Source organism: Salinibacter sp. 10B (assembly GCF_002954405.1).
GTDB lineage: Bacteria > Bacteroidota > Rhodothermia > Rhodothermales > Salinibacteraceae > Salinibacter.
In genome coordinates, this window is the sequence record NZ_MQWC01000005.1 from 264,534 (window position 1) to 287,103 (window position 22,570).

Here is a 22,570-nt window from a genome sequence, read left to right on the forward strand (position 1 = left end):
AACCCTTTATCCATTCAACCCTCAGACATCCTATTTCGGAGGTATTTGTTATGACGTCCGTAAACAAAGTCATCCTTATCGGCAACCTGGGACAGGACCCAACGCTTCGCTACCCCGGTTCGGGGTCTGCGGTGTGCAACATGCGCCTGGCTACCAACGAGTCCTACACCAACAAAGACGGGAAGCCCGTTGATCAGACCGAGTGGCACACGGTCGTGGCCTGGGGCCGTCTTGCGGAGATCTGCTCCGAATACTTGAAGACCGGCTCTCAGGTTTACTTCGAAGGCTCCCTGCAGACCCGAAGCTGGGAAGACCGTGACGGCAACAAGCGCCAGACCACGCAGGTCAAGGCCTGGAAGATGGTTCTCTTAGGCCGGCCAGCAGGACAAAACCGCCGCTCGACTGAGCAGCCCCAACGCCGTGCAGGAACCAACGGCACTCCCCCATCCCCTAACAAAGAAGAGATGCCGTTCTGAGGTGTCGTCCGCAAGAATTCCATTGTCTGACAGAATTCGCGTCGGGGGCCGGAGGGCTCCCGGCGTCGAGTTCTCTGTCGAGACGGGAGGACGGCTCTCCCCGTGAATATGGTTGAATGGTTTTCCGCGGTTCACTCGTCTCTGATCTCCGAGAGCGTTCTGGATTGAACGAGGGTTGCGCGGTTTACTTCTGATTTCTCTAGGTCTTTGGCTTCTTCATATTTTTGCTCGATGAGACTTCGTATCTCTTCTTCGGAGTGTTTGTTGATCTCCTCTTGTGTGAGCTCGTTCAAGACCAATGCATAAATGTCGATTTTGGGGGCTTCAAGCTCCCTTTTGTTTTTGCTTGACCCGTTTTGGGTTTCATCTGAAGTGCCCTCATCCCCTGTTGAGGTGTTCTGTGTTTTTGGCACGCGGGGCTGGTCTTCGTTCTCATCTTCGATAATGAATCGAACATGGGTTGGGGTTTGTCCCTTGCGTTCGACCTGGTATTTGAAGATGATATCTGTCTTCTCAGCAATCTCCTCCTGTGTCTTGTCGATTACCTTGCGCTTGAAGTCGGAGAAACGAGAGTAGCTGTGTTCGCAAGATAGGATTGCTCGCAGTTCGTCAACCGTGATGCGCAGGTGTCGGAGGTCCGACCTCATCTTTAGAAGCTCGTACATCCTCATTGAGTGCTGCGAGGTCAGCTGCATGAAATTCTGCAGCCGATACATCGTGAACCTCTTTTTTAGTTGAAGAAGGAAGGGCTTCATCGCCTCGTTGAATTGTGCGACGATGCATCCATCACCTTCTACGTACTCACACATCACGATCGGGCTATATCCCCGGTATCGACGTTTGCCATCAACTTCGTCCCGGATGTAGACCTCCTGCTTCAGGAGCTTAGAACAGATTGCTTCGGCTCGCTCATAGAGGGCACCGTAATTGGTGCCCGATAACTCCATTAAGTCCTTGATGTAAATTCTCTGAGGGGTAAAGGCTTCGTCCTCTTTGTCGAGTTGGGAAATCATCATTCCCACGACGCGGTGCTCTAAACGAGTCCAGTTGGCCTTTGCGCGAACCAGGTCGTTGGCCTTCACGACCATCTCGTCGCCATTGAACAGCTTCAGCTGTGACTCAGACATACCGTACGGGTACGAAGGGATGAGAGCGAGTCGTGAGAGAGGGGGGTTCTGCTGTGAGCGTTCGCTATAATAAGGGTCTCGAGCCTGAGAATCGACGCCTGGCTCTCATTCTTTCGTACCCCTTGAGAAGTTGGCTTCTGCCTCACAGAGGGGGCTCGGCGGTTTTCCTCTCATTCTTTCGTATCGGTCCCCCTATTGGTAAATTATTTAGTATTGAGAATATTGTTTATTGAACGGGAGGGCTAATCCATTGCACTCCAGTACCTTACGATGGTTGGGTGCGAAGGATTGAGAGTCCAGGTACGACAGAATGAGAGTAGGGTGCGAAAGAATGAGAGTTTTGGTGCGAACGAATGAGAGCGTGGGTACGAAGAAATGAGAGCGATCTTTGCCCTGGATTTTCGGCCGCTACGAAGCAATGAGAGTCAGTATAATGGCCTGTAATCCTTTTCTAACGACTCTCCGTAGTGAGGGAGCGCTCTATTTTCCGTCATATGCGAGGGATACGAAGGAATGAGAGCACACGGCAGCAGGTCATTCTCCAGTCGACACTGACCCGGGCTACGAAGGAATGAGAGCAAGTACGGAGCAAAGCTGCTCGGTACGAAGGAATGAGAGCAAAGCCACGAGCGGTTTGAGGAAGCATGACTTTCCCTCGTGTCGTTCCGAATGGGTTCAGTCCCCTTTACGCTCGTCGTGCGTCCAATACGATCTTCTCCTTATACCCAACGGTGGAGAAGCTCCCTCGACTCTTCGAGCCCCGCTCTCAGGGACGCTGCATCTTTTGAGCAAGGGATAATCCCACGCTCATACCAGCATGGGATGGGGCTGAGATTGGAATCAGTGCGTCACTAGCTGCACAATCAGACAAGCTGAAACGGCCGGCTCGCTGATCGAGCGGGTGATGTTGTTCAAACGCCCTGAAGTCGTCACTCTCCTACCCGGCCGACTTGTACTCTCCGGAAGGAGTCCAACTCTATTTCTTCAGTATTTCCACTGCCCTCCTGTAGATTTGAATCGCCTGTGTGCCGGGACTGTCGTTCGCAGCAACCTCTTCCACCGTGCTTCGGGCACGGGTAATGGCATCGTGAATCTCATCGTCGCTTACGCGATCCAGTTCGTCCTGGGTAAGATCGTTCAATACGAGACCGTATACATCGATGCGAGGACCTGAGGCGTTTGGGGCCGAACTCGCGTTGTCTTCGCTTTCAGCGAGTCCATGGGTGCCCGACCCCTTTGGATTGGATGAACCATCCTCAGAGGAGTCACCACTTCGCAGTGAACTGCTCGATTGGCTCCCTTCCTTCGATTGTTGGTTCCGGTTATGCTTGATGGCGAAGTTGATGCGGACAGGCGTCTGTCCATCGCGCTCGACGCTGTAATTGAAGTAGATGTCGGTTTTCTCCTTCAACTCCTCGCGAGCCTTTTCTAAGACCCATCGCTTAAAGTCTGCGAACCGTTCGTAGCTGTGTTCGCAGCAGAGAATCTCTCGAAGCTCGTCGATTCCGATCCGAAGATAGCTCAGACCCTGGCGCATTTGGAGAAGCTCATAGATGCGCATTGAGTGTTGACTGGAGAGCTTCATGAAGCATTGCAGGTTGTACTGCGTGAATCGCCGCTTCAACTGTAGCAGGAATGGACGCATGTCGTCGTTGAACTTCGCCGTAATGTACCCGGATCCCTCAACGTACTCGCAGGTCGACATGCAATTGTATCCCTTGTACCGCCGGCGCCCGTCCTCCGTCTGCGTCCGAACGTGTATCTTCTGATCTAGGAGCTTTTGGCAGATCTCTTCTGCCTGATCGTAAAGAGACTTTCCACTGCGGCCGGATAGGTCGGCAAGGTCTTTAATATAAACGCGCTGCTCTCCGAATTCTTCGTCATCCTTGCGGAGTTGAGCGATTAACATCGCGACGACCCGATGCTCCAACTTGGTAAAGTTGATTCTGGACTGAACGAGGCTGTTACTCTTGACGACCTTGGTTTCTGCGTCGAAAAATGACCGTTGAGACATGCGAACGTTGGAGTGCTGGACAATAATCGCTCTATTTCTGCGTCCGCCAGAGTGTATGTCCCTGTAAATGACTGGGGGACGGACCGAGAGTGTCTTCACTGGAATTCACTTCGAGGGGAAGGTGTCGGCACATCGGTCTGGCAGGAAAGATGTGCCACAGGATACGAGTTGATGGTGTGCACTGTCTATGGGTGTACCCATTTTCTCACACCGGGTGCAGGGTCAGGCTGGGACTTCTGAGGGTCGTATGTGCCTCGGTACCGTTTTTCTCACAGCGAAGCGGCCATTATTACGTTTAGTTCTTTTAATCCGTTTAAGGGATTACAGGGGGCATGTAAGTGCTTGACTGACAATCTCTTATCCTGCTCAGGTGTGAGGGAAAGGGTACTGGCTGTGAGAGAATTGGTACTGGCTGTGAGAGATTCGGTACTCCGGCATGAGAGAATCGGTACCTGGGTGTGAGGAAATCGGTACCTGGCTAGCTGGGCCGAGCATGGGGTGTGAGAAAACCGGTACGAGGCATTTTTTCCGTCTATGAGGAGTCCCAGGTGTGAGAGAATCGGTACTTTCCAGGCTGAATCGGGCGGTTTTCTGCGTCGGGTGTGAGAGAATGGGTACGCTTTGGGGATATGCCGATGGTGTGAACATCGCACCAGTGTGAGAAAACCAATGCGCTGGACTCCGTTAATCGGTAGGTGTGAGAGAATCGGTACGAGACCTGGACCCTCCTCTCGTAGCTCCTCTTGAGAGGTCGTCTGAGAGGCGTCCGCACGCGTTTATGGAAATAGAGGTATGACTGTGGGGGGACATTACCGAAACTCAGGTGCAAATAATTACCTGAGTCCAACCAAAGTCCACCTGAGTCAACTGTAGTGGAGTAGCTGTCTGTAGTGGGTTCTTCGTGAACACGTCAGGGAGGTGGGCTTCCAAGCGGGCTACACCCGAAGGGCATATCCCTCAGAGCACCTCATCGAGCTGTTCTTCCACGAGCTCACGGACTGCCCGATTGCAGAGCTCATTCATGCTCCTGCCTGTTCGCTCGGAGAGATACTTTAGCTTTAAATGGAGCGGCTCGGGCAACCGGAGAGGGTACGTTTGTTTGACATCCTCTCGCACCTGGGGCTCCTCCCAGGGATAGACGTTTTCTTGCCGCTGCGCCCTGTTAGCGGACCCTCCACCATCATCGGACTGTGAAGAGGTGTTCGGAGGCGGGACTTTGGCTCCGCTGATAAACTCGTCCGCGGCCTGCTCCTGTTCTTCCGTCATTTGTCGATTAGGCCTCCTGCGCATGAGCCGTCTCGGTCTGTTCAAAGATTGCATCGTAGAGGGCCTGCACTTCGTTGCAGGCCTTCGGGTCAGGCGATTCCGTTTCTGTGACCGCTACGCCATTGCCGGCTGCGCGTCGAAACGCAATTCGATCATGGAGAACGACCCCTGAGAACACAAGGTGCTCAAACTCTTCCAGGATCTCCTCCGCTTCGCTTGCCTCCCGAACCTGGGGGTGCGGGGAGGCGCGGTTGATGAACACGCGGGCCTGGAGTGAAGGGTTTATGGCCTGAGCCTGTTCGACGAGCTCCTCCATTCGTTCAATTGTCCAGACATCGAACTGAGACGCTTGGAGCGGCACGTAAAATCGATCGGTAACGACCATAGCCGATCGAAGCTCGACGCTGTCCCGCCCGCCTGCGTCTACAATCAAATCGTCGTACCTCGCCTCCAGGTCCTGGACCTGGCTCGTTACCTGTTTGCCAAACACTTGAACGGACGGGATTCGAGGCACGCCCTCAATTTCTTCTCGAACGGCAGCCCAGTCGCTGGCGCTGCCTTGTTTGTCGGTATCGACGAGTAAGACGTCGCGCCCCTCGTTTGAGCGAAGAGCTGCGAGATTCGTTGCAAGGGTCGTCTTTCCCGTTCCTCCCTTCTCGCCGCCAATGAGTATGACCATAGTCGATGAAAGCGCGATTCGCAGAGTGATATCACATCATATGAGATCATATGATATCGTGCGCAAAAACGCAAGGGTCCTCAGTCTCAAAATCGTTCACAACCCCCGACCTGATGAGCGCACTTCTGAGCGAATTGGAGCATGAGCCTGTGCATGTCCCTGAAAATGGAGCGATCTCGCGTCAGAATTCGAAATTATAGCTCTAGGGAGGGTTTGAGACCGCAATCCGGTCTTGAGGAAGGAAGAAAAGGGACGATCGGAAGAATTTCCGGAGGGATCCGAAAAGCGCACAGCAGTTGGTTCAGCTTGGCGTCGAAGTGATATCGTATCATATCACATGATATGATATCACTGCACTAGGGCCTCGTTCCAGGGGGTGGTCCGAAACCACTAGCAAAGGTTACCGGCAATCTAGGTGGCCGTTCGCGCGGCTGTAAATCGAAGGGTGGCTCTGCAAGATGAAGTCTAGAGAGCAAGGCCGGAAAGGAGGGGGGAATACGGGTAGCTGTCGGCAGGTCCAAAAGATACGGGGGAGGGGAGACAGCTCCATGGCCGTTCGTCCTCGACGGGGCGACGTGCGCCGTAAAATCCCCCTTGGAATTCAAGCCCCTGTGCCTCGCAGCTGAGGAAGTAGATTTCACGACGGTTCGCCCCGCCTCCGGGCGCTCCGCCATGGACCCAAGGGCCCGGCGAGCCGGACCTGGCTCCCCTCCCCCAGGCATAGCCTGCGGCCGACAGGCCACCACACACTCATTCCATGTAAGCCCCGGAGGCAGTCATGAACCAGCTCGCAAACACAACGCAGTCCAGGACATCGACTCACATCACAGCACCATCTCAGGCCAAGCCGCACGGCAAAAGCGCAGGGCACCGGAGATTCCACACCTACCTGCGGGAGGCGAAGATCTGGGCACGCTTCGTCTATCGCCTGGGGAAGGAGCGCTTCGGAATGGAGCGGCCCTTCGACCCGAACGAGAAAAAAGAGTTTGCCATCAAGCAGAGCATGAAGCTCGGGAGCAAAGGTCTCACCTTCATCCTCCGGCCGCTCATCGAAAGCAGTCACCACGAAGGGCTCCAGTATCTCTACGAGACCGTGCAAACGCTTGGAGCGAAGTACGTTAGGATCGGCGCGGAGAACCGGTACGATGAAGAGACGGGTGTAGAACGGGTCTTTCTCTTCATTGAGCAGGTGCGCCGGCGAGAAATCCGAAAGCTTCGGGTCGGGGAGCTTCCCGAGGAAGATGCCTTTTGGATCGCCCCACTGCTCCAGAGAAGCATCCATCCCCGACTCTACCTAATGGACATTCGGATACGGCCGGAGAGCACCTACACGTTGAGCGTAGCCGTCGGACACGTCTACGACCTGGCGAAGGACTACATCGATCTGATGGACGACCTAAGTGCCACACGGTCTCGCCCCGAGGAGCCGGAAATGCTCCCGCTCTACCACGCCCCCTCCATATCGCTTCGATGATCGTTTCGATGAGAATAATAGCAATCACGTATGGAAGGAACGCTTCGGGGCCTGCGGGCTGCGATGCAGCCGGTCGCGGTCCGACCGCTTACGGTTTACCCTGTGCGCGGGGCCCGCCAGGTCTCCGAGGCATCGGCCGAAGAGAGGGGCGATGGACCTTTCCCCGGGTCAAAAGAGGGAAAAGCTGCCCACGTATCCCAGAGAGAGGCACCGGGCCGTAGTATCGGCTATCGAAGCTCCGCGGGCTGTGGCCGCTATAGAGCCACGCGGTCCTCGCCGGAAGCACGAACCGGCCTCGAAGCAGGGGCAGGGCCCGGCCCTTGCTGTCGCTGAGAAGGGGCGCGCTCTCAGGGAGAGGCGACCCATTCACGGACGACCCTGAATCTGTCACATCGACCGTGTCTCCGGGAAGGGCGGCTATGATTTTTCCAACCGGTGCCACACCCGACGGGCATGACCCTTCAGGGAGGTACCCCCGTTCGAGAGCGCTAGTAGCCACCTGTGGTGGGAGGCAGGCTGAAACGAGCATGCCGACCTCGACGCCCAGCTGTCGTCCCTGATTGGCAGAAGGCGCATTGTCTACGTCGCGACTACGTTCATGGAATGACCGTGTCCAGTAAAGACCAACGGGGAGACTCTCGGACACGTTGACTGAGAAAGGGGGAAGGGCCCAGAGCAGCATCGGCAATGTCAGGAGCCCGGCCAGTGCAAAGATGCTTCCGGCGGCCATCCTCCACAGAGAGCGATTCCTACCAATATGGCGCGCACGGGTCAGAAATTGACACGCAGAGCGAGACTTCTGTTCAGCATGTGCTTGCCTGAGGGGCATAGGCGTTTCAGCAAGGAGATGAGGAGGGTGGGGAAGAGGAAACGGCAGATGACGATCTGCGCTAAACAGCTTCCTTAGAAAGGTCCCTTCCGCCGCCGGCGCCGGTCCCCGAATCCTGCCTCGTAAAGCGCCTCTTGCACGAGGAAGCACACGCAGGTCAGGTGGGCCTCGGGGCGAGTCATCGACGCAGTTGCCATCTCGGCGGCCTGCTCAAGGAGGTCCTTCCACTGGCGCGCCTCGATCAACGGGCCGGGCGCTGAAGCCCTCTCGCTCAGGAATTGCCTGTGAAGGGCGGCTGCTGGGTGCCGGCCGTTGTATCCGAGGAGGTCTAGAGCACGGCCAGCGATCTCGCTTGCAGTCGCTCCAAGAGGATCTGCCTTCGAGCCGGCCAGCACCCGTAGCGTGGCTGCCTGGTCCGCATAAATGGTAAAGGAGGGCCGCTCTGCAGGCCGATCATCTTCCGTACTGGAGTTTTTACTGTTGGAAGAGGTTCCTCCAGCGTCGCTGTTGAAATTACGTTTCGAGGAGGACGCGTCTGCTTTTAAGGAAGTGGATTCATCGAGAGTGCCCCGTCCCGAATCTGATTTTGGGTCAAGTTCGTGTAGGGGAGTGCTCTTCCCGGAGATGCCTTCTTCGAAAGAACTCACTTCATTCGGAGTCATGCGTCTTCGAGCATACGTTTCACTACCCGGGTTGTCACTGTCCGGGGTCACACTATCAGAAGCCTCGGTGTCAGAGCCCGAGCCGGGGGAAGAGGAAGAGCTATCGTCCCCGAACATGATCTTGGACAGGGCCCCAAGGTCGTCGGGGGAAAGGGCCTCGTCGATGGTGCTTCGAGAAGAGGACATGAGCAGGAGGGGATTGAAGGAGAGGGAATGGGCGATGGAGTTGAACGGGGCACTCTTTGTGATTAAAGAGGGGCTACTCCTTAGAAGAAGGAGAGACGGCCCTACCCCGGTCTGCTAAGAGTGGAGTTGTGCCGGCTCCATCTGAAAGACTGTTTCCCAATGAAAGAGTCCTCTTCTGCCGGAACGTGCCTTCTCTTCGGGCAGCCACTCGTCGAGCAGCCTCCTGGATTTCGGCAAAAGCGGCCGAGAACTGAACCGCGCCCTGATGCGCCGAATCAAATTCAAAGATGGACTTTCCGGTTTGAAAGGCCTGTCCGAAAGCGGCAAATCGACCGATCGGACTGAGGAGACGGCCCTCCGGGTAGATCCCGGCCACCTCCGAAACGCGAGACCAAACGAGGCTGCTTTCAATTTCGGTTGGGCGGTAAAAGGTCGGGAGGATATACCACTCCGGGTCGGCGCCTGAGCGGTGGGCACGGCGGAGCATATCCGTGAACCGACGAAGACCGTTCAGGCTCATGAACTGACATGAGAGCACCAGCAGCACGAGGTCGGAGGCCAAGACGACGTTGTCCGATAGAGCACTTACCGAAGGCGGCACGTCGAGGAAGACGAAGTCGAATCGGCTCAAAAATGAGTTCGTGCCACCTTCCGCGCTCATGTTGCCACCAGAGGATTCCCTTCGGAGGGCGTCGTTCAGGTACGAGCGGTTGTTCTCCGAATAGAGGAGATTCTGAATTTTGGTTAGCCGCTCATCGGCCGGGCAAAGGAAAATGGAGCCAGGAGGAGCGTCTCCTAGGGGACTTCCGACATGAGAATATTCTTCCCCCTCTCGGATTTCCACAGCGACCTCCCGAAGCGAGGCTCCAGTGGTGAACCAGTCATAGAGTGTTGGCCCTTCATATTCTCGGTCGAGAGCGGCAAACTCTGAGGCACTTCCCTGAGGGTCGAGGTCAAGAATGAGGATGGAGAGTCCCTGCTCATAGGCCGCGGCCGCCAGGTTGATGCACGAAGTCGTCTTGCCAACGCCACCCTTGAAGTTAATCGTACTGGCGACGATTGGGCCTTTTCGGGCAGGTTGGTCGAGGGCACTCCGTCCGGAGGCCGCACCCATAGAGGGAATGTCCGAAGCTGATGAGGAAACGGCTCCTGAAGGTGAAGCTGCTGAAGGAGACCCCTTTGAGGTGGAGGCTGAGGAGGGGGAGTCTTGGGCCAAAGAGTCTGTCATGAAAATCGAAGGTCTGGTTGGAGGGCTCTGTTTAAAGAATGGAAGGGCACTCTGTCGACCCTGTCATCAAGGCCGTGTCAGTCATGGTGTAGGGGTCAATATTGCCTCATCCGACACCGATGCTGTTAATGTCAGTGGCGCCGTCACTGTCAGTGCAGGTACTACTGGGAGTTTCGACACTTCAGGCGCAACTGCCACAGCTGGTGCAAGTGACGTCAATGGCACCACTGAGGCTCATGTCATCGTCGGCGCCACTGTCAGTTTTGCCATCGCTACCAATGCTGGAAAGAGTACCACCGCTGCCGGAGGTGACACAGGTGTAACCACTGTCCTTGGTGTCATCACTGCCACCGGTCACACTGGTGCCATTATTGGTGTCACCGGCTCCGGTAGCACCCCCGTCGGATCCGTCACTGTTGACAACACATTCGCAACCAGCACTGCCGTCATAGCTGACATCACTGACACTATCGGCATCACTGGCCGTGTTGGCACATCACACGCCGGTCACGCCGCGTTCACTGTTGTCGCTCCTGTCGCCGCTGGCACCACTGTCACTAGCGACGGTCCTACTGTACAAGCGAAGCTGAAATTAAAAGGGGATTTTCAGCGCAACCTCCCTTGCGCTTCCGGAGTGTTGTTGAGGCTGTTATGCTAGAATCGTGCTGTTAAGTGCTCGCCGTAGATCAGGGAAGTCTCGGAATCTCTGCGAGAGAGGCGCCTAAGCTATGGAGAGATTCGGGGTGCCCAGGCGCTCTCAGAAGCCTCAGGATGTGCGATCTGTGCGTATGGGTACCAGAGGGTAGCTTTAGCTGTGAGTGAGGGAGGCAGCAAATGGAGGCGTCTGGAGAGAAAAACTGCAAAGCTGTGCCTGAAGGGCGAATCCCTGCATGTGTACCAACAGTTCGGTGGACAGTGCGGTGAAAGAGGCTCGCAAAAACGAGGGATGGAGGGGAAGTTCAAGAAGGACCCTTCATCGGAATCCGGCTCAGCGATGTCACCTCCACGGCATAACAGCCACATGCGCACCCGAAGATAAGCCGGTGGCGTGCCCAACTGCTCGCTATAGGGCGTACCTTGGGTTTCGGAGCACAGTGCTTCAGGCGCGCTGAGAAGTCCTCGAAGCTGCCCTGTGGGTGGGTGCTGAGAAGATAGGGGGGGAAGGGAGGCACCTATGTTGTTTGGGCCTACTCTGTCCTGTAGGGAATCCTGACTGGGGCACTGAAGATGTTCTCGAAGAGACCTTTGGAAGGCGCTCGGAAAGACGGCGCAGAAAACTCATGGGCGTCCTACCGAATCCAGGAGGAGCGTCTACAAGAAGTCTCATTTGATAACCGTTATTATCTGTTGCTGTTATTGTTACTGGCCGCTCTGATCAGACGTTATTACATTATCAAGAACTGATCACTTGAAGAAACACATGTCAACCCCTAATGCATCCCTTCGGGGCGCCCAGCCCGGAACGCCGCCAAAAAAACAGTCGAGGAAGGCGGTCAAGGTGTATCTGACGAAGGAGGAAAAACAGCACGTAAAAGAGAGCGCCGCCCGGACGGGGCAGACCCTCTCTGGATACGGACGCCGGCGCCTTCTCCACAGAGACCATCCTCTCTTCAAAGCGGTCCTAAAAACGGACCTTCGGATGCTCGCCTGCACGCTAAAAGAAATCGAGACGGCGCTTTCCAGTGGGAACGTGAAGGAGAATCACACCTCAAACCCCACCTCCGAACAGCCCAATTCAGGAGAGGTCGTCTCTCAGGTCGGGGTGGTCCTCCGATCGATCGAAAAGCAGATACAGACCATCGAAGAGACGTTCGGCCGATGAGAGGAAGCCAATCGGTCTTGGGGTCTCACTCGATCGGTGCGGGAATCGGTGCCGTCCGTACCCATTCGAAAAGAGTCAAATCGAAAAAACGGAGGGCGGGCCTGATTCTATTGCACGATTCAGGCAGGGATCTTCTGGTCCGATGAAGGGAAAAGGGCCGGACGCGGAGAGAAGAGCACACCATGAGTCAAGATTCCCCACCGTAAATGATTGGATACATCACGAAAGTCAGCTCCTTTGGGGCGCTTGCTCGCTACCTGCAGTCCAGTACGGGCAGGTCGCCGGAGAGACGAGTCCTGTGGACGACCGCCCGCTACGTAAGCGGAGACTTGCAAAAGGCCGCCGCCGAGATGAACCTGACCCGCCACCTCGCCGAAACGGAAGCACTCGGCTATCACCTCACGATCGGGTACGACCCTACCGACCAGCCCACCCGAGCCGAGATGGAGTATGCCGTTAAGCGAACACTCGGCGCCCTCGGGCTGGGAGACAACATGGCGATAACCGTCGCGCACGGAGATGCCTACTTTGCCCACAGCCACACGATGGTTGCGCGCTGGGACTACTGGACGGCCCGCGTAGTGGAGGCATCAAACAGCTACTACGTGATCACCCGCGTAATGCGGGAATTGGAAAAGAAACTCGGAATGGAGCCGGCCCCTCGGCCCTACTGGGAGCGAACCGGGCGGGAGAGGGAGGGCGGCCGGGTAGAGGGCAGCTCAACTCGTCTCACCGAGCACTTTCCCATTGCCCTGCGAAACCGGGCGCGCTCTGCATTGCAATCGGCCACGAGCTGGTCTCAACTCCAAGCGCTTCTTCGAGAAGACGGACTTCGGTATGTGCGAGGCCGAGACAATCTTCTCGTCGCACGTGGTGAGACGACCATACGGGCTGGGCAGATCACCGGGGGCACCTCGCTGGCTAAGCTGGAAGCCCGCTTCGGGCAGACGCTGCGAGAATACGAGGCAGAGGTGGCCGGGCGTCTCATCGAGGCAGACGGGGATGAACCCCAAAAAGAAAAGCGGCAGTTTCGAAAAGGAGGTGCCACCAGGGCAGGTGGAGCCACTGGGAAACGAGCGGCCGAAGAAGGTAGAAAACGCGAGGGAGAAGAGAAGCAGGCGGAGGACCTCTTGCTGGCGCTCGCAGGGTCTTTTCGGCGGCGCGAGGAGGCCTACCAACTTACGCGGCGCTCTGCGCTTTTTGAAGCGGAAGAGGCAGATGTTTCAGGGCTACAGCAGGACCTCCGGAAAATTGAGATGCGGGGAACAGCCCTTCTGGAGGGCATGCTCCGATCGGGAGGGTCGGCCTCACAGCAAAGTATCTCCAGTGAGGGCTCCGGAGGCAGCAACCGCGAAGGAGACCGCAGGCTTAAAGATCAGGCTCTGGACCTCTGGAGAGCAGCTGCTCGGAACGTCGAGCATCCGGAGAATACTCGGAGTCTGACCCCCGAAAGTTTGCGGAGAATATTGGGCGAGAAGCGTGCTGTGAGGATCACCCCAGAAAAATCGAAGCGGCTCTTCGCCCTGCTTGAAGAGCACCGGCGGGCAGCGGGGCAGGCAACTGTGCTTTTTGGCTCAGAAGGAGAAAGGGGCGGTAAGCAAGTGCGGCGTGAGCGAGGGCAGGAAAAGCCATGGAATCTATGGGAAACCGAGACGTCCGACGAGGCGACTTCATTGGAGGCGGCTTCCCCTTCCACAGAATCCTACTCCGAAGAGGTCTATCCAGAAGGGCAGAGTCAGAAGGATGGAGTAAAAATATTAGTGGGTCCGTTGGCAGAAACTCCCCCTGCGGAAGAACTGCTCACGAAGACGCGAGAGGCAATCCAGGAGGCTCGATTGGGGCTCGAAAAGAGGCTTCGTGAGTTGCAAAGACAGGTTCAAGATGGAAAAGGAACTGCCGAGCTAGAGCGTACGCTCTGCCGGTTGCTCGGCCGGCTGGCGGATCGGGACCCGGAAGCTGCGTCTCGGTTTGCCCGGCGCTATGTCCTGGAGGAGGAAGAAAAGAGGGAGTCTGGAGCGGAGGGCAGGGGGGAAAGCGAATCCATTCTCGAAGGAGGAAGCCTCGAAAGAGAGAACCTGCAGTCCCCCGCGGTGCAGGAAGCGCTCCGTAGAGCCCTTCCGGAAGGTGTTCAGATGGAAGGCCGGAGGGGCCCACAGAAAGAGAGCCCTTCTCGCTCAAGGTAATCTTACAACAAGGGTGCTACTGCAAAAAGGCGCCCCCCATAATAAAGGTGATCCTACAATAGGCGGAGACGAACATGGAGCCAGACGCGCACACAGGGAGTGGAAATTCCCAAAACAAAAAGGACCCTGCCCGCGAAGCCGTAGACAGGGAAGACGCAGAGATTTCTCAGAATGGAAGGGGAGAAGAGCCATCCAGGCCTACTTCGGCCCCCGAGCCTCTCAGTTGGGAAGAGCTCCAGTGGAGCCTTTTCGGGCTCGGGCCTGATGGGAAGGAGCTGCCGTCCAAAGAGAAGATCCCGCATGAGGAAATTTTGGACGGGGACCTCTCCGAGGAGCTCTCATCGCTGGTTGGCGAGCTGGACACGAATACCCGACGCGCCCTGCAGGAAATTGACACCTATGCGAGCGCGTCTGCCCTCGCGCAGGAGCGGACCGCCCTCATGGGGCGAGCAGAAGATTTGACGATGGACCTGCGCGACATGCAGGAGCAGATCCGCGAGATGGAAGCAGCACGGGTAGGGCTTCGGTCAGCATTTCAGAAGGTTTACCGCCAGCCCGAAGAGACCTTTCGGGTGTGGCAGAAACTGGAATCAGGAATTGATGATGGCGAAGGAGGGGGGCGTGGTAAAGCCAGTCAGATCCTCGCCGCATCGCCTGAGCGCCTTGGCGCGCTTCGGGGCAACTCGGTTTTTGGGGTTTCCACCCCAGCGCGGTCTGAAGCCATACGGGCCGCAGCCCGAGCGGCGGGCCTCGCGCGGGCCTGTCAGGACGCGCTCCGCCGCGCCACCCGGCTCGGGGTATTCGGAAAGGATCATGCCTCTGGGCGCCACTCAGCAACGAAGGAACGGGATGTTGATGAGAATGGCACAGGCCGGTATTCGGGGCTCAACCAAAAGAGAGAAGAAATTCAGGCCATGAAAAATGAGGCGGATGCGCTCGGCGAGAAGGTGCAAGAGCTAACCGGCGGTCGGCCCCTTTCGGAGCAGAGCCGGGCGGTCATCGAAAGGGTTCAGTCCATCGCTCCCGAGCAGCGACAGGCCCTTCGAAAAGTGATTCTGGGAGCAGACGCGCAGTCGATCGGTGATGCAGAGCCCAACCGGGAAACGGGGAGGCGCGCTACGCCAGGACGGGAGGCGGTTGCAAGAGGAAACGGTATAGAGAAGGCACCTACTATGAAGCGGGGGGCTACCGCACGCTCTACGGGTAGACGGGGGCAGTCGTCCAGGAAGGCCACCTCGACGGCAGCAACTGCAAAGGGAGTTCTGAAGGCCTCGCTCCGCCACGTCGCAATTCACGTGGCGATCCGGACGCTAGATCGGGTCGATAAAGAGGCTCGGGGACGCGAGATGTTGGAGATTTGAGGACTTCGGAGCGAAGTCGACAAAAGCAGGCTGCGTCTTCGGAAGCAGCAGGCCGTTGTACGGGATATATTTACGCCCTACTCCAGTGGGTTCGGGCTACTCTTCTTCACTGGGAGGGTGCTTCCGATCAAAGAGACGCCTCTCCCAGGAGAAAGGCTCGGGCCTCTGCGCTCCAGGTCGTGGAACTCGGGGTGAAACGGATTGGTCAGGACGTTCTTGGCAAGTGGAAGAACGGCACTCGGGACCCCGAGAATTGGTGAGCGCTCCTCGTTGAACCAGTCAGTGCCGATGTCTCGGATCGCATCCCGGTGAGGGAAGGCGTCCCAATCTTCAGGGAGATCCTCCTCTTCAACTCTTTCAAGGTGCTTGTCCGGATCGAGCCGGCGCGGGATGAGGAGGTAGTTGCTACTGCGGGCCACATCATAACTGCCCAGCCACGCAAGTTTTTCCAGGACTGCAATGCAAGGGTGCTCACTCGCGTAAGCAACCTGAGTCCCCATGTGGTGCCAGCGGCCGTCAGCTTGGAGGCTGCTTTTTCCGCGGAACGTTTCGCCGAGGTGGCGTTCCTTTTCGAGTCGCCAGATCGAGAACACCGCAGGTCAATGCTAATGAACAATCAAACGTAAGGCCTTGGCTTGCGGAGTTAGATCTATGCGGGGATTCCGTATTCGATGTGGTGAAGCATGTTTTTAACTTCCGCCATGCCCGCCACTGTGTCCATGTGATCGAGCGGCGACTCCCCTCCGAGCATTGAGTGAGGTGTGGAAAGCCACTCCTGGGCCGCCTCCGTACTGTCCAAGTTCTGCCGGGCAAGCGCGACGAGCTCAGCCAGCAGCACCAGGCGATCAGATTCTCCCGTGGTAAGCGTTCCCGTTTCCGGGCGGCGGCTGAGCGTGCGGGGCGAAATCCCCATCGCGCGAGCCAGAAGCTCGTCCGACGCCTCCAGGTGCTCTTGCATCCTCTCCACCGCCTCATAGGGCAGACCGGCACGAACGGCAGCGACCCGATCGGAACCGATCTCCGGGATGATTGATGCAGCCGTCGATGGGGCTCCAGTCGGAGATATCGGGGGTGAAGAGAGATTGCAGAGGGATGACGGATATCTGGTCTCTACCAGCTGTCGCGGAGGTTTCGACAGATGCGTCAGCGGGCAGATCCCGATGAGCGGCAATGGTGTGAGAGTCACAGAGGAGGATCCCGAAGCCTTCCTCCCTGGCGAAGGTTGGTTCGAGAATACAGTTTGCCCTTACGAAAGAGCGTTCTGAGCATCCACGCCACTATTGATCGACAGGTGGGTACCGATAAAGTGGTCCTCCTGCCGCTCGACCGGTCCGCCCATAATTCGCTGGAGGACACAGAGAGGCGGATACAGCTTGTCAAACAGCATTTCCTGAAGATACTCGGCGGTGAGTTTGCTGAGACGCTCCTCGGAGATGTCCAGCGCCTGCAGGGGCGAGTTTTCCAAGAGGGCAGCCTCGACATCTACTCGTCCGTCGGGCACCTCACGAGCCAGCGCTTCCAATAGCTCCATGAGGGCTTCGTCCAAGCCCCGTTCTGAAATAGACGCCTCGCACCGTACCCAAGACGAGTCGTCACGACGGGGCCATTCTCCAATGAGTCGAACCTCCGAAGCATCTTTATCAGAGGACGGTTCTGAAAAGACTTCACTTGTGCCTTCAATGCGTAGTCCGGGGGCTCCGTGCAGCACGCGAAGATGGTAGGCCGTCTCAATGGAGGGGAGAGTGGAGCAATAAAGGCGAGCGATCAGCTCGTAGAAGGCATCCTCTGAGTCTAGGACGCGTTGGAGCGAAATCATCCCACCCGATTTGCCTTCAACAGAAAGCCCCAATGATTGTCGGTCCGAGGCAGTGAGATTGGAAAATAGAGACGCCTCGTCAAACAAGGAGGCCCGTCGAACATCTCCCGAGGCCAATGCACGGGCGGCTTTCTGCAAGGCTCGCAGGAGGGCGCCGCGAAGCGTGTGCTCCAGTGCGGAGCTTACCCCTCGCCGGAGATCTCCCGAAGGCGCCTCCCAGGTCACCTCGACCATCGGGCTGTAGCGCCCAGAGGACAGGCGCTGAAAGTACAGGGAAACGCCCGGCGGTCCACTAAGCAGCTCCCGTAGGTCCTTGTGCAGTGGCGGAAGGGCCAGTTGGGTGAGGTGCTCCACTTGCTTTTCAGCAGAGAGGCCTTCGTGAAAGACAGAAAACGGCGTAGGGCGTGTCTGTGAGGAGGACGGAAACTCATCGAGAGACGCGTTTTCCCACTCATCCACGAGCACTCGACAAAGATCGTGGGTCGCGCTCAGGAGGGATCGGGGCCCCAGCGTTCGTGAGCGACTTTTGGTATTGCCATCTCGATCCTCATAAGCGACGGTCAGGAGCGGCACATAGTGGCCGTTTCGCTTGCGAATAGTGAGTGAGAGATCGGGAACACCCTCAAGGGCCTCATTCCTGGCCTGCAGGATCTTTTCTGCTTCCTTCGTAGCGCCAGAAACGGCTTTCTCGAAGAGGTGCTGGACGCGCTCCGTCGTGGTCGCCTCCTCAAACCAGCCTTTCGGCAGGGCGCTGAAAAGATAGCTCCGTCGGACGTCAACACGCCCGGCCTCGTATTCGTCGACAAGGCGTTTAGAAACTTTCCAGACTCCTTGCCGAGGCGACCACTTGAGAAGCGACAGAATGTGACGCCGGACTTTGCCTTCCGGGGTGGTCCACCGGACCTGGAGGGCAGGATGAACGAAGCCTTCTGCATCGGTCCGTTCGATGACAGTCATCCCGGGAACGTCAAACTGAGACTGCTTCGCGGCGCTTTTCTGACGAGCGACCTCAAAAGAGAGGGCATCCGGCATCTGGTCTTTGATGAGGTCCCGCCAGATGAGGGCCGCGTGACGAGCGCCCTTCTGTCCGCCGAAACGGGCATCCGAGAAAAACTTCTTTCGGAGGGTCCCCTGGCGCTGCACGCGAACGAAGTCGCCGTGTGTGTCGCCCTGCTCGGGGTCGGTGTCGACCCGGCTGATGTTTGTGGTATCTGACCTATCCGGCTCCTCCTTGTAGCGCTGGCTCCAGAGAACGGCGGCCGTGTACGCCGCCTCCACGGAGCCGTAGACCTCATCGGGAAAATACACGGCTTCGGTCTCCGACAGGCCTGGGAGACCCTCAGGTGAAGAGTCGACTTCGGACGAAGATACGCCTTCCTTTGAGGCCTTTTCCGGCACTGCCTTCCAGCCTTCTAGGGCCGGATCTCTCGGGTCGCTGAAGTCAATCCGCACGACCGCTATTCCAGATGGAGGGGCCTCCTGCTGGCCTTTCATTTCACTATGGAGTCGTCTTATTGTCAGACATTACGACTGTCTCTCGCCGTTGTCTCCTCTGAGCAATCCCGTTCTGTGTGCCTGGCGGATTCGGGTTTTGGGTAGCTCCTCAGCAGCACGCTCCAGGGTGGACTGCAAATTTGAACGCGAGGCTTGAGAGTAGAATAAAGAAGGGAGGCGAGGAATGCAGAACGGTCGCGATGTGGCCAGGACTCAGTGCCGCATCGGGTTATGATAGATAGGCAAGCGGTGGGCCGAAGTGCTAGGGAGCTATGGCACAACAGTGATGCGCCAGAAGGGGGAACCGGATGGGGGATGGTGAAATCTTTGAGGAAGGGTCAGGAAAACCAAAGAGAGGGTTGCCTGGAAGGATGGATTTCAGTATTAAGGAAACCCCAAATCCGTGCGCTCGGGTCTCGCTTGGGCGGGACTCGCCAAATACCTTTCACTCAGAGTCGCCCCCTACGGAAGCCTTTGCGGTTTCCGGTACCACCGGACTGCTTTGGAGGGGCAGTTCGGTAGGTCTATCCTATCAGGGGGTGTGGCTTTAGATTGCGGATTTCCTTTATGCTCATTCCACCCCCACAGCCGTGTCCGGCATGCAGTCAATACTCCGTTCGGTTTTTCGAGGACGAAGAAAAGATTCCAATACCCTTACTCCTACAAGAGAGGGACGGATGTAGAGAGCCCGTGAGGCTGGCTCCCGGTTCAACGAGACCAATCGAGAAGAGCAATGATTTCGTCGGCCGGCAATGGCATCCCGAGCGATTTCTGGTGTCTCTCTGTACCGCCTGTGGGTTTGCTCGCCTTTCCGTTAGGGGCCGGCTCATCAAAAACGGGCACTCACCAGAAGGAGGTACACGCGCTAATGACGGCCACAGGGACGATGCAAAACGGATCTTCGTGGTACACCACGACGTGCTGTGCTGCGGTGAAGGAGCCGCTACTGATGGTGAAGTGGGTCGTCGGAAAGGGGAGGGGGGCAGCCGCCAGCTGTGTGCTCTGGAGAGGAGGCTCGTTCAACAAGCCCTATCGCCGATGACCACGCTACCGGGAACTCTCCCAGCAGAAGAAATCTATGCCCCGGCAGAATGGACGTATTTTGTAGGTGGCAAAGAGGCGTGCAGGGGGGCGTTTCAGAAGCATCTGAACCAGGTGTATGCCGCCCGAGCATCGTGGCTACGAGACTGACTCGACAGTTCCTTGTGGCGGACATTCGACCTGAGGAGCAGTATCCCTCTGACGCCGCCAGCCCATGGCGTTAGTCTTCAAAACATAACCGCGCAATCCGGAGTGGAGACTGCATGGAGTGGATATATTCATCAATAGGGGCGAGGCTCATCTCACCACCACCGTCGGGAGAAGGGACACGTCGTCTTTTCGGCTCTGCCGTGAACAGCACCTCCCCACTGTTCTCAGTCAGCTCAGAACTGGTTCGAGAGCATGAGCCTGACTCCGTCGTGTCGGCAGTGAATTACTCATCGCGTTGGTGGCGTCTTTAGGGATTGGTCAGAATACAGGAATAGGCCAGAGCACCGCTGCGGCAAAGGCCGTCTGCGGTATATTCAACGCGCAGGGCGGCTGCGTGCTTTTCGGCACTTGTATTCTGAAACAGGGTAACAGGATTGCCTCGATTTTGAAGCGGGGCGCACCCGCCCGCGATGTTCTCACCCGATAATCGAGAGCGGGCTCCGCGTCCCAGCCTTTCCCTTCTGGAGAACGTGAGTGTAGATCTGAGTCGTCCGCAGATCCTCGTGCCCCAGAAGCTCCTGAACGGTGCGGATGTCAGTCCCGTGCTTCAAGAGATGAGTTGCAAATGAGTGGCGAAGCGTGTGAGGACTGGCGGGCTTGGTGATGCCGGCGTCCCGAACGGCTTGCTTCACGGCTTTCTGCACCGCCGACGGGGAGCGGTGATGGCGCTTTATGTCCCCGCTTCTCGGATCTTCCGATCGCCGGCTAGACGGAAAGACGTACTGCCATTTCCACTCCGTTGCTGCATTCAGGTACTTGCGGGCCAGAGCCAGCGGCATGGACGCCTGCCCGTATCCGGCCTCCAGGTCCTCCCGCCAGATCGCCTCGCTCTTCTGTAGTTGGCGCCGAAGGGGCGCCTCTAAGGGGTCGGGAAGAATGGTTCGGCGATCCTTCTTTCCCTTTCCTTGCCGGACGGTGATCTGCTCGTAGCCGAAATCAAGGTCTTTGACCCGCAGGCGAAGAGCTTCTGATAGGCGGAGCCCTGCTCCGTAAAGCAGGTGAGCAACCAGGCCATTGGTTCCTTCCATCTCCCCGAGGAGGGCTCTGGTCTCCTCTTCTGAAAGTACGATAGGAAGACGCTCCGGCTCGTTCGCGCGCTCAAAATCGGTGATCTCGTCCCACTCCCGCCCAAGGACGTCACGATAGAGAAAGAGAAGAGCATTCAGGGCCTGGTTTTGCGTCGAGGCGGCCACCCGGCGCTTGGTGGCAAGGTATGAAAGATATTTTCGGACCTCTTCCTTGCCCATCTTGCTGGGATGGCGCGTGTTGTGGTATTTCACATAGCGGACAATCCAGCGGGTATAGGTCTGTTCGGTGCGGTAGGTGTAGCCGCTGCGCCGACAGGCGGCTCGCACTCTGCCCAGAAAGTCAGAGGAGCCGTTTCCAGGCCTGTCCCCTTCAGGCGGGTCCGCCTTGTAGGAGGTGGAGGAGTCGGAAACAGAAGAATCGGAAACGGGAGCAGCCGTATGGGACATCGGAAGGGCAGAGCAGGAACTGTGGGTTCACTGGGACGAGAAGAAGTGCAGGGCCAAACCGCCCCCTTTGAACTACCGGAAACGACCTCTTATCATGTAGACACGCGGAGGCCGGTCGGCATAACGTGTCATATTCGGGGTTATGAGGATCCGATCGGCTTTTCGCTCTGCCTGTTTTGAGTAAACCCTTGATAAGAAAGGGCTTAGCGAGGGTTGAGATTCATGTTATGCCGAACGCATCCGTGTTACATCACGGAAGTGATCGGCCTAAGATATGTTATGCCGTCATAAGCATTTCGTAGCTTTATGCCCGAAGGTGGATTGCTTGCACTTCTAAGTGTGGCAACCGGTTGGCTCCTGAAGGAAGTTAGCCAGTTAATGTCGAAGCGACGTGAAAGAAAGAGGGACATCAGGGTGGCACTGTTTGCTCTGGTGGATCTAAGGAAGACACTTCTGGATGACAAAGCAGTCCTCGAAGAAGCATCAGAGGAGGGTTACATGCCAGAGATATATTTCGAAATATTAGACATAATATTAGAGGATGAATGGGCAGAGTCAGGTGAATTCAAGAAAAGAATAAAAGATATATGCAGTAAGATTGCTAAAATAGACCCATACCTTGCTCATGAGGTAAGAGTTGGGGCGAATGGAATGGTTAAAGCTAGGGAAAGAGATACGAGTGATTGGGCGGGTGGAGAGTTCCATAGTCAAGGAGTGTCAATTCGGAGAATGGCGGCTGAGCACGGAGTTAATTTTTTAGAGGATATAATCAGAAAACTTGCGTTGCGTCATAGTATATGGATGTGGTGTAAGGTGAGGTACAGGCAGTACAATGAATCAATCGACACTGCAATCCCAGAATTGATCAAAGAAATATCAGAAGAGGCGGAATCGATTGCCGAAGAAGACGAGCATAACAAGTCGCTGTAGGGGACGAAGGGCCAGTGCCGCCATCGGTTGAGGTCAACCGAGCGGGCTGGGCTTCGCGGACCTGGAGCGACTACGCCGGTGGGTGGACACTTCGGCGAGCGGCTCTTTTCTTGCAGAACAGGTCAAAGGCCGAACCGTGTCTCGGCCCTTCGCCCCTAAGCTCCCCCGTTATGCTCCGCAGCAACATCCGCGGTTGCTGGCGGTTTTTAGAATACTATGGCTACAGTTCAGACCCGAAAAGACTTACTAGAGCGTCTGCGACACCACAGAGACGATCTACGTCGGCTCGGCGTTCAG

18 protein-coding genes are annotated in these 22,570 nt (G+C 56.8%); 7 read left to right on the forward strand and 11 right to left on the reverse strand.

Annotation, left to right across the window (positions count from 1 at the left end; genetic code table 11):
- Positions 1-50: 50 nt before the first annotated feature.
- Positions 51-476, forward strand: a complete 426-nt coding sequence (locus tag BSZ35_RS18785; RefSeq protein WP_105014136.1) for a single-stranded DNA-binding protein — start codon at positions 51-53, stop codon at positions 474-476.
- A gap of 131 nt (positions 477-607) precedes the next feature.
- Here BSZ35_RS18785 and BSZ35_RS18790 read toward each other — a convergent pair whose 3' ends face one another.
- The 4 genes from BSZ35_RS18790 to BSZ35_RS18805 all read right to left on the reverse strand — a co-directional run bounded on the left by BSZ35_RS18790 (position 608) and on the right by BSZ35_RS18805 (position 5,562).
- The gene (locus BSZ35_RS18790; RefSeq protein ID WP_105014137.1) at positions 608-1,603 is read right to left on the reverse strand and encodes a replication initiation protein; all 996 of its coding nucleotides are present in this window, start codon (positions 1,601-1,603) and stop codon (positions 608-610) included.
- 976 nt (positions 1,604-2,579) lie between these two features.
- Complete coding sequence (locus tag BSZ35_RS18795) at positions 2,580-3,617, reverse strand: replication initiation protein (RefSeq protein ID WP_105014138.1); 1,038 nt, start codon at positions 3,615-3,617, stop codon at positions 2,580-2,582.
- A 957-nt stretch (positions 3,618-4,574) separates the two neighbouring features.
- Positions 4,575-4,883 carry a hypothetical protein gene (locus BSZ35_RS18800; RefSeq protein WP_105014139.1) on the reverse strand — a complete coding sequence of 103 codons (309 nt, stop codon included), beginning with the start codon at positions 4,881-4,883 and terminating at the stop codon, positions 4,575-4,577.
- Positions 4,884-4,890: 7 nt separating this feature from the next.
- Positions 4,891-5,562, reverse strand: a complete 672-nt coding sequence (locus BSZ35_RS18805) for an AAA family ATPase (protein WP_105014140.1) — start codon at positions 5,560-5,562, stop codon at positions 4,891-4,893.
- A gap of 778 nt (positions 5,563-6,340) precedes the next feature.
- On the opposite strand from BSZ35_RS18805, the gene BSZ35_RS18810 reads away from it, so the two are divergent.
- Positions 6,341-7,036: a hypothetical protein gene (locus BSZ35_RS18810; protein WP_105014141.1), complete on the forward strand. Its 696-nt coding sequence runs from the start codon at positions 6,341-6,343 to the stop codon at positions 7,034-7,036.
- Between the two features lie 903 nt (positions 7,037-7,939).
- Here the strand turns inward: BSZ35_RS18810 and BSZ35_RS18820 are convergent.
- Together BSZ35_RS18820 and BSZ35_RS18825 are read right to left on the reverse strand one after the other, a co-directional pair.
- On the reverse strand, positions 7,940-8,713 hold the full coding sequence (locus BSZ35_RS18820) for a hypothetical protein (protein ID WP_105014143.1): 774 nt from the start codon (positions 8,711-8,713) through the stop codon (positions 7,940-7,942).
- A gap of 73 nt (positions 8,714-8,786) precedes the next feature.
- Complete coding sequence (locus BSZ35_RS18825) at positions 8,787-9,827, reverse strand: ParA family protein (protein WP_181149502.1); 1,041 nt, start codon at positions 9,825-9,827, stop codon at positions 8,787-8,789.
- 7 nt (positions 9,828-9,834) lie between these two features.
- Here BSZ35_RS18825 and BSZ35_RS19665 point away from each other — a divergent pair, with 7 nt between their 5' ends.
- The 4 genes from BSZ35_RS19665 (at position 9,835) to BSZ35_RS18840 (ending at position 15,307) form a co-directional block, all read left to right on the forward strand.
- Positions 9,835-10,599, forward strand: a complete 765-nt coding sequence (locus BSZ35_RS19665; RefSeq protein ID WP_181149504.1) for a hypothetical protein — start codon at positions 9,835-9,837, stop codon at positions 10,597-10,599.
- A gap of 762 nt (positions 10,600-11,361) precedes the next feature.
- Positions 11,362-11,763: a hypothetical protein gene (locus BSZ35_RS18830; protein ID WP_105014145.1), complete on the forward strand. Its 402-nt coding sequence runs from the start codon at positions 11,362-11,364 to the stop codon at positions 11,761-11,763.
- 206 nt (positions 11,764-11,969) lie between these two features.
- Entirely contained in the window at positions 11,970-13,946 is a 1,977-nt protein-coding gene (locus BSZ35_RS18835; protein WP_105014146.1) for a relaxase/mobilization nuclease domain-containing protein, read from the forward strand.
- A gap of 311 nt (positions 13,947-14,257) precedes the next feature.
- Positions 14,258-15,307 carry a hypothetical protein gene (locus tag BSZ35_RS18840; RefSeq protein ID WP_146110180.1) on the forward strand — a complete coding sequence of 350 codons (1,050 nt, stop codon included), beginning with the start codon at positions 14,258-14,260 and terminating at the stop codon, positions 15,305-15,307.
- 77 nt (positions 15,308-15,384) lie between these two features.
- Here the strand turns inward: BSZ35_RS18840 and BSZ35_RS18845 are convergent, their stop codons facing one another.
- The 5 genes from BSZ35_RS18845 to BSZ35_RS18860 form a co-directional block, all read right to left on the reverse strand.
- Positions 15,385-15,900, reverse strand: a complete 516-nt coding sequence (locus BSZ35_RS18845; protein WP_105014148.1) for an RES family NAD+ phosphorylase — start codon at positions 15,898-15,900, stop codon at positions 15,385-15,387.
- Between the two features lie 56 nt (positions 15,901-15,956).
- The gene (locus tag BSZ35_RS20000; RefSeq protein ID WP_258096796.1) at positions 15,957-16,493 is read right to left on the reverse strand and encodes an antitoxin Xre-like helix-turn-helix domain-containing protein; all 537 of its coding nucleotides are present in this window, start codon (positions 16,491-16,493) and stop codon (positions 15,957-15,959) included.
- 60 nt (positions 16,494-16,553) lie between these two features.
- On the reverse strand, positions 16,554-18,617 hold the full coding sequence (locus tag BSZ35_RS18855; protein ID WP_105014150.1) for a hypothetical protein: 2,064 nt from the start codon (positions 18,615-18,617) through the stop codon (positions 16,554-16,556).
- Between the two features lie 843 nt (positions 18,618-19,460).
- Positions 19,461-19,640, reverse strand: coding sequence for a hypothetical protein (locus tag BSZ35_RS19375; RefSeq protein ID WP_146110181.1), 180 nt, complete (start codon positions 19,638-19,640; stop codon positions 19,461-19,463).
- Between the two features lie 644 nt (positions 19,641-20,284).
- Positions 20,285-21,223, reverse strand: a complete 939-nt coding sequence (locus BSZ35_RS18860; protein ID WP_219846701.1) for an integron integrase — start codon at positions 21,221-21,223, stop codon at positions 20,285-20,287.
- 426 nt (positions 21,224-21,649) lie between these two features.
- Here BSZ35_RS18860 and BSZ35_RS18865 point away from each other — a divergent pair, with 426 nt between their 5' ends.
- Positions 21,650-22,273, forward strand: coding sequence for a hypothetical protein (locus BSZ35_RS18865; RefSeq protein ID WP_105014152.1), 624 nt, complete (start codon positions 21,650-21,652; stop codon positions 22,271-22,273).
- Positions 22,274-22,570 lie beyond the last annotated feature (297 nt).

Excerpts from the sequence above, each read along its gene's own strand:
- BSZ35_RS18785 (WP_105014136.1), top strand. The coding sequence starts at position 51 with ATGACGTCCGTAAACAAAGTCATCCTTATCGGCAACCTGGGACAGGAC.
- BSZ35_RS18790 (WP_105014137.1), bottom strand. The coding sequence starts at position 1,603 with ATGTCTGAGTCACAGCTGAAGCTGTTCAATGGCGACGAGATGGTCGTG.
- BSZ35_RS18795 (WP_105014138.1), bottom strand. The coding sequence starts at position 3,617 with ATGTCTCAACGGTCATTTTTCGACGCAGAAACCAAGGTCGTCAAGAGT.
- BSZ35_RS18800 (WP_105014139.1), bottom strand. The coding sequence starts at position 4,883 with ATGACGGAAGAACAGGAGCAGGCCGCGGACGAGTTTATCAGCGGAGCC.
- BSZ35_RS18805 (WP_105014140.1), bottom strand. The coding sequence starts at position 5,562 with ATGGTCATACTCATTGGCGGCGAGAAGGGAGGAACGGGAAAGACGACC.
- BSZ35_RS18810 (WP_105014141.1), top strand. The coding sequence starts at position 6,341 with ATGAACCAGCTCGCAAACACAACGCAGTCCAGGACATCGACTCACATC.
- BSZ35_RS18820 (WP_105014143.1), bottom strand. The coding sequence starts at position 8,713 with ATGTCCTCTTCTCGAAGCACCATCGACGAGGCCCTTTCCCCCGACGAC.
- BSZ35_RS18825 (WP_181149502.1), bottom strand. The coding sequence starts at position 9,827 with ATGGGTGCGGCCTCCGGACGGAGTGCCCTCGACCAACCTGCCCGAAAA.
- BSZ35_RS19665 (WP_181149504.1), top strand. The coding sequence starts at position 9,835 with ATGTCCGAAGCTGATGAGGAAACGGCTCCTGAAGGTGAAGCTGCTGAA.
- BSZ35_RS18830 (WP_105014145.1), top strand. The coding sequence starts at position 11,362 with ATGTCAACCCCTAATGCATCCCTTCGGGGCGCCCAGCCCGGAACGCCG.
- BSZ35_RS18835 (WP_105014146.1), top strand. The coding sequence starts at position 11,970 with ATGATTGGATACATCACGAAAGTCAGCTCCTTTGGGGCGCTTGCTCGC.
- BSZ35_RS18855 (WP_105014150.1), bottom strand. The coding sequence starts at position 18,617 with ATGAAAGGCCAGCAGGAGGCCCCTCCATCTGGAATAGCGGTCGTGCGG.
- BSZ35_RS18865 (WP_105014152.1), top strand. The coding sequence starts at position 21,650 with ATGCCCGAAGGTGGATTGCTTGCACTTCTAAGTGTGGCAACCGGTTGG.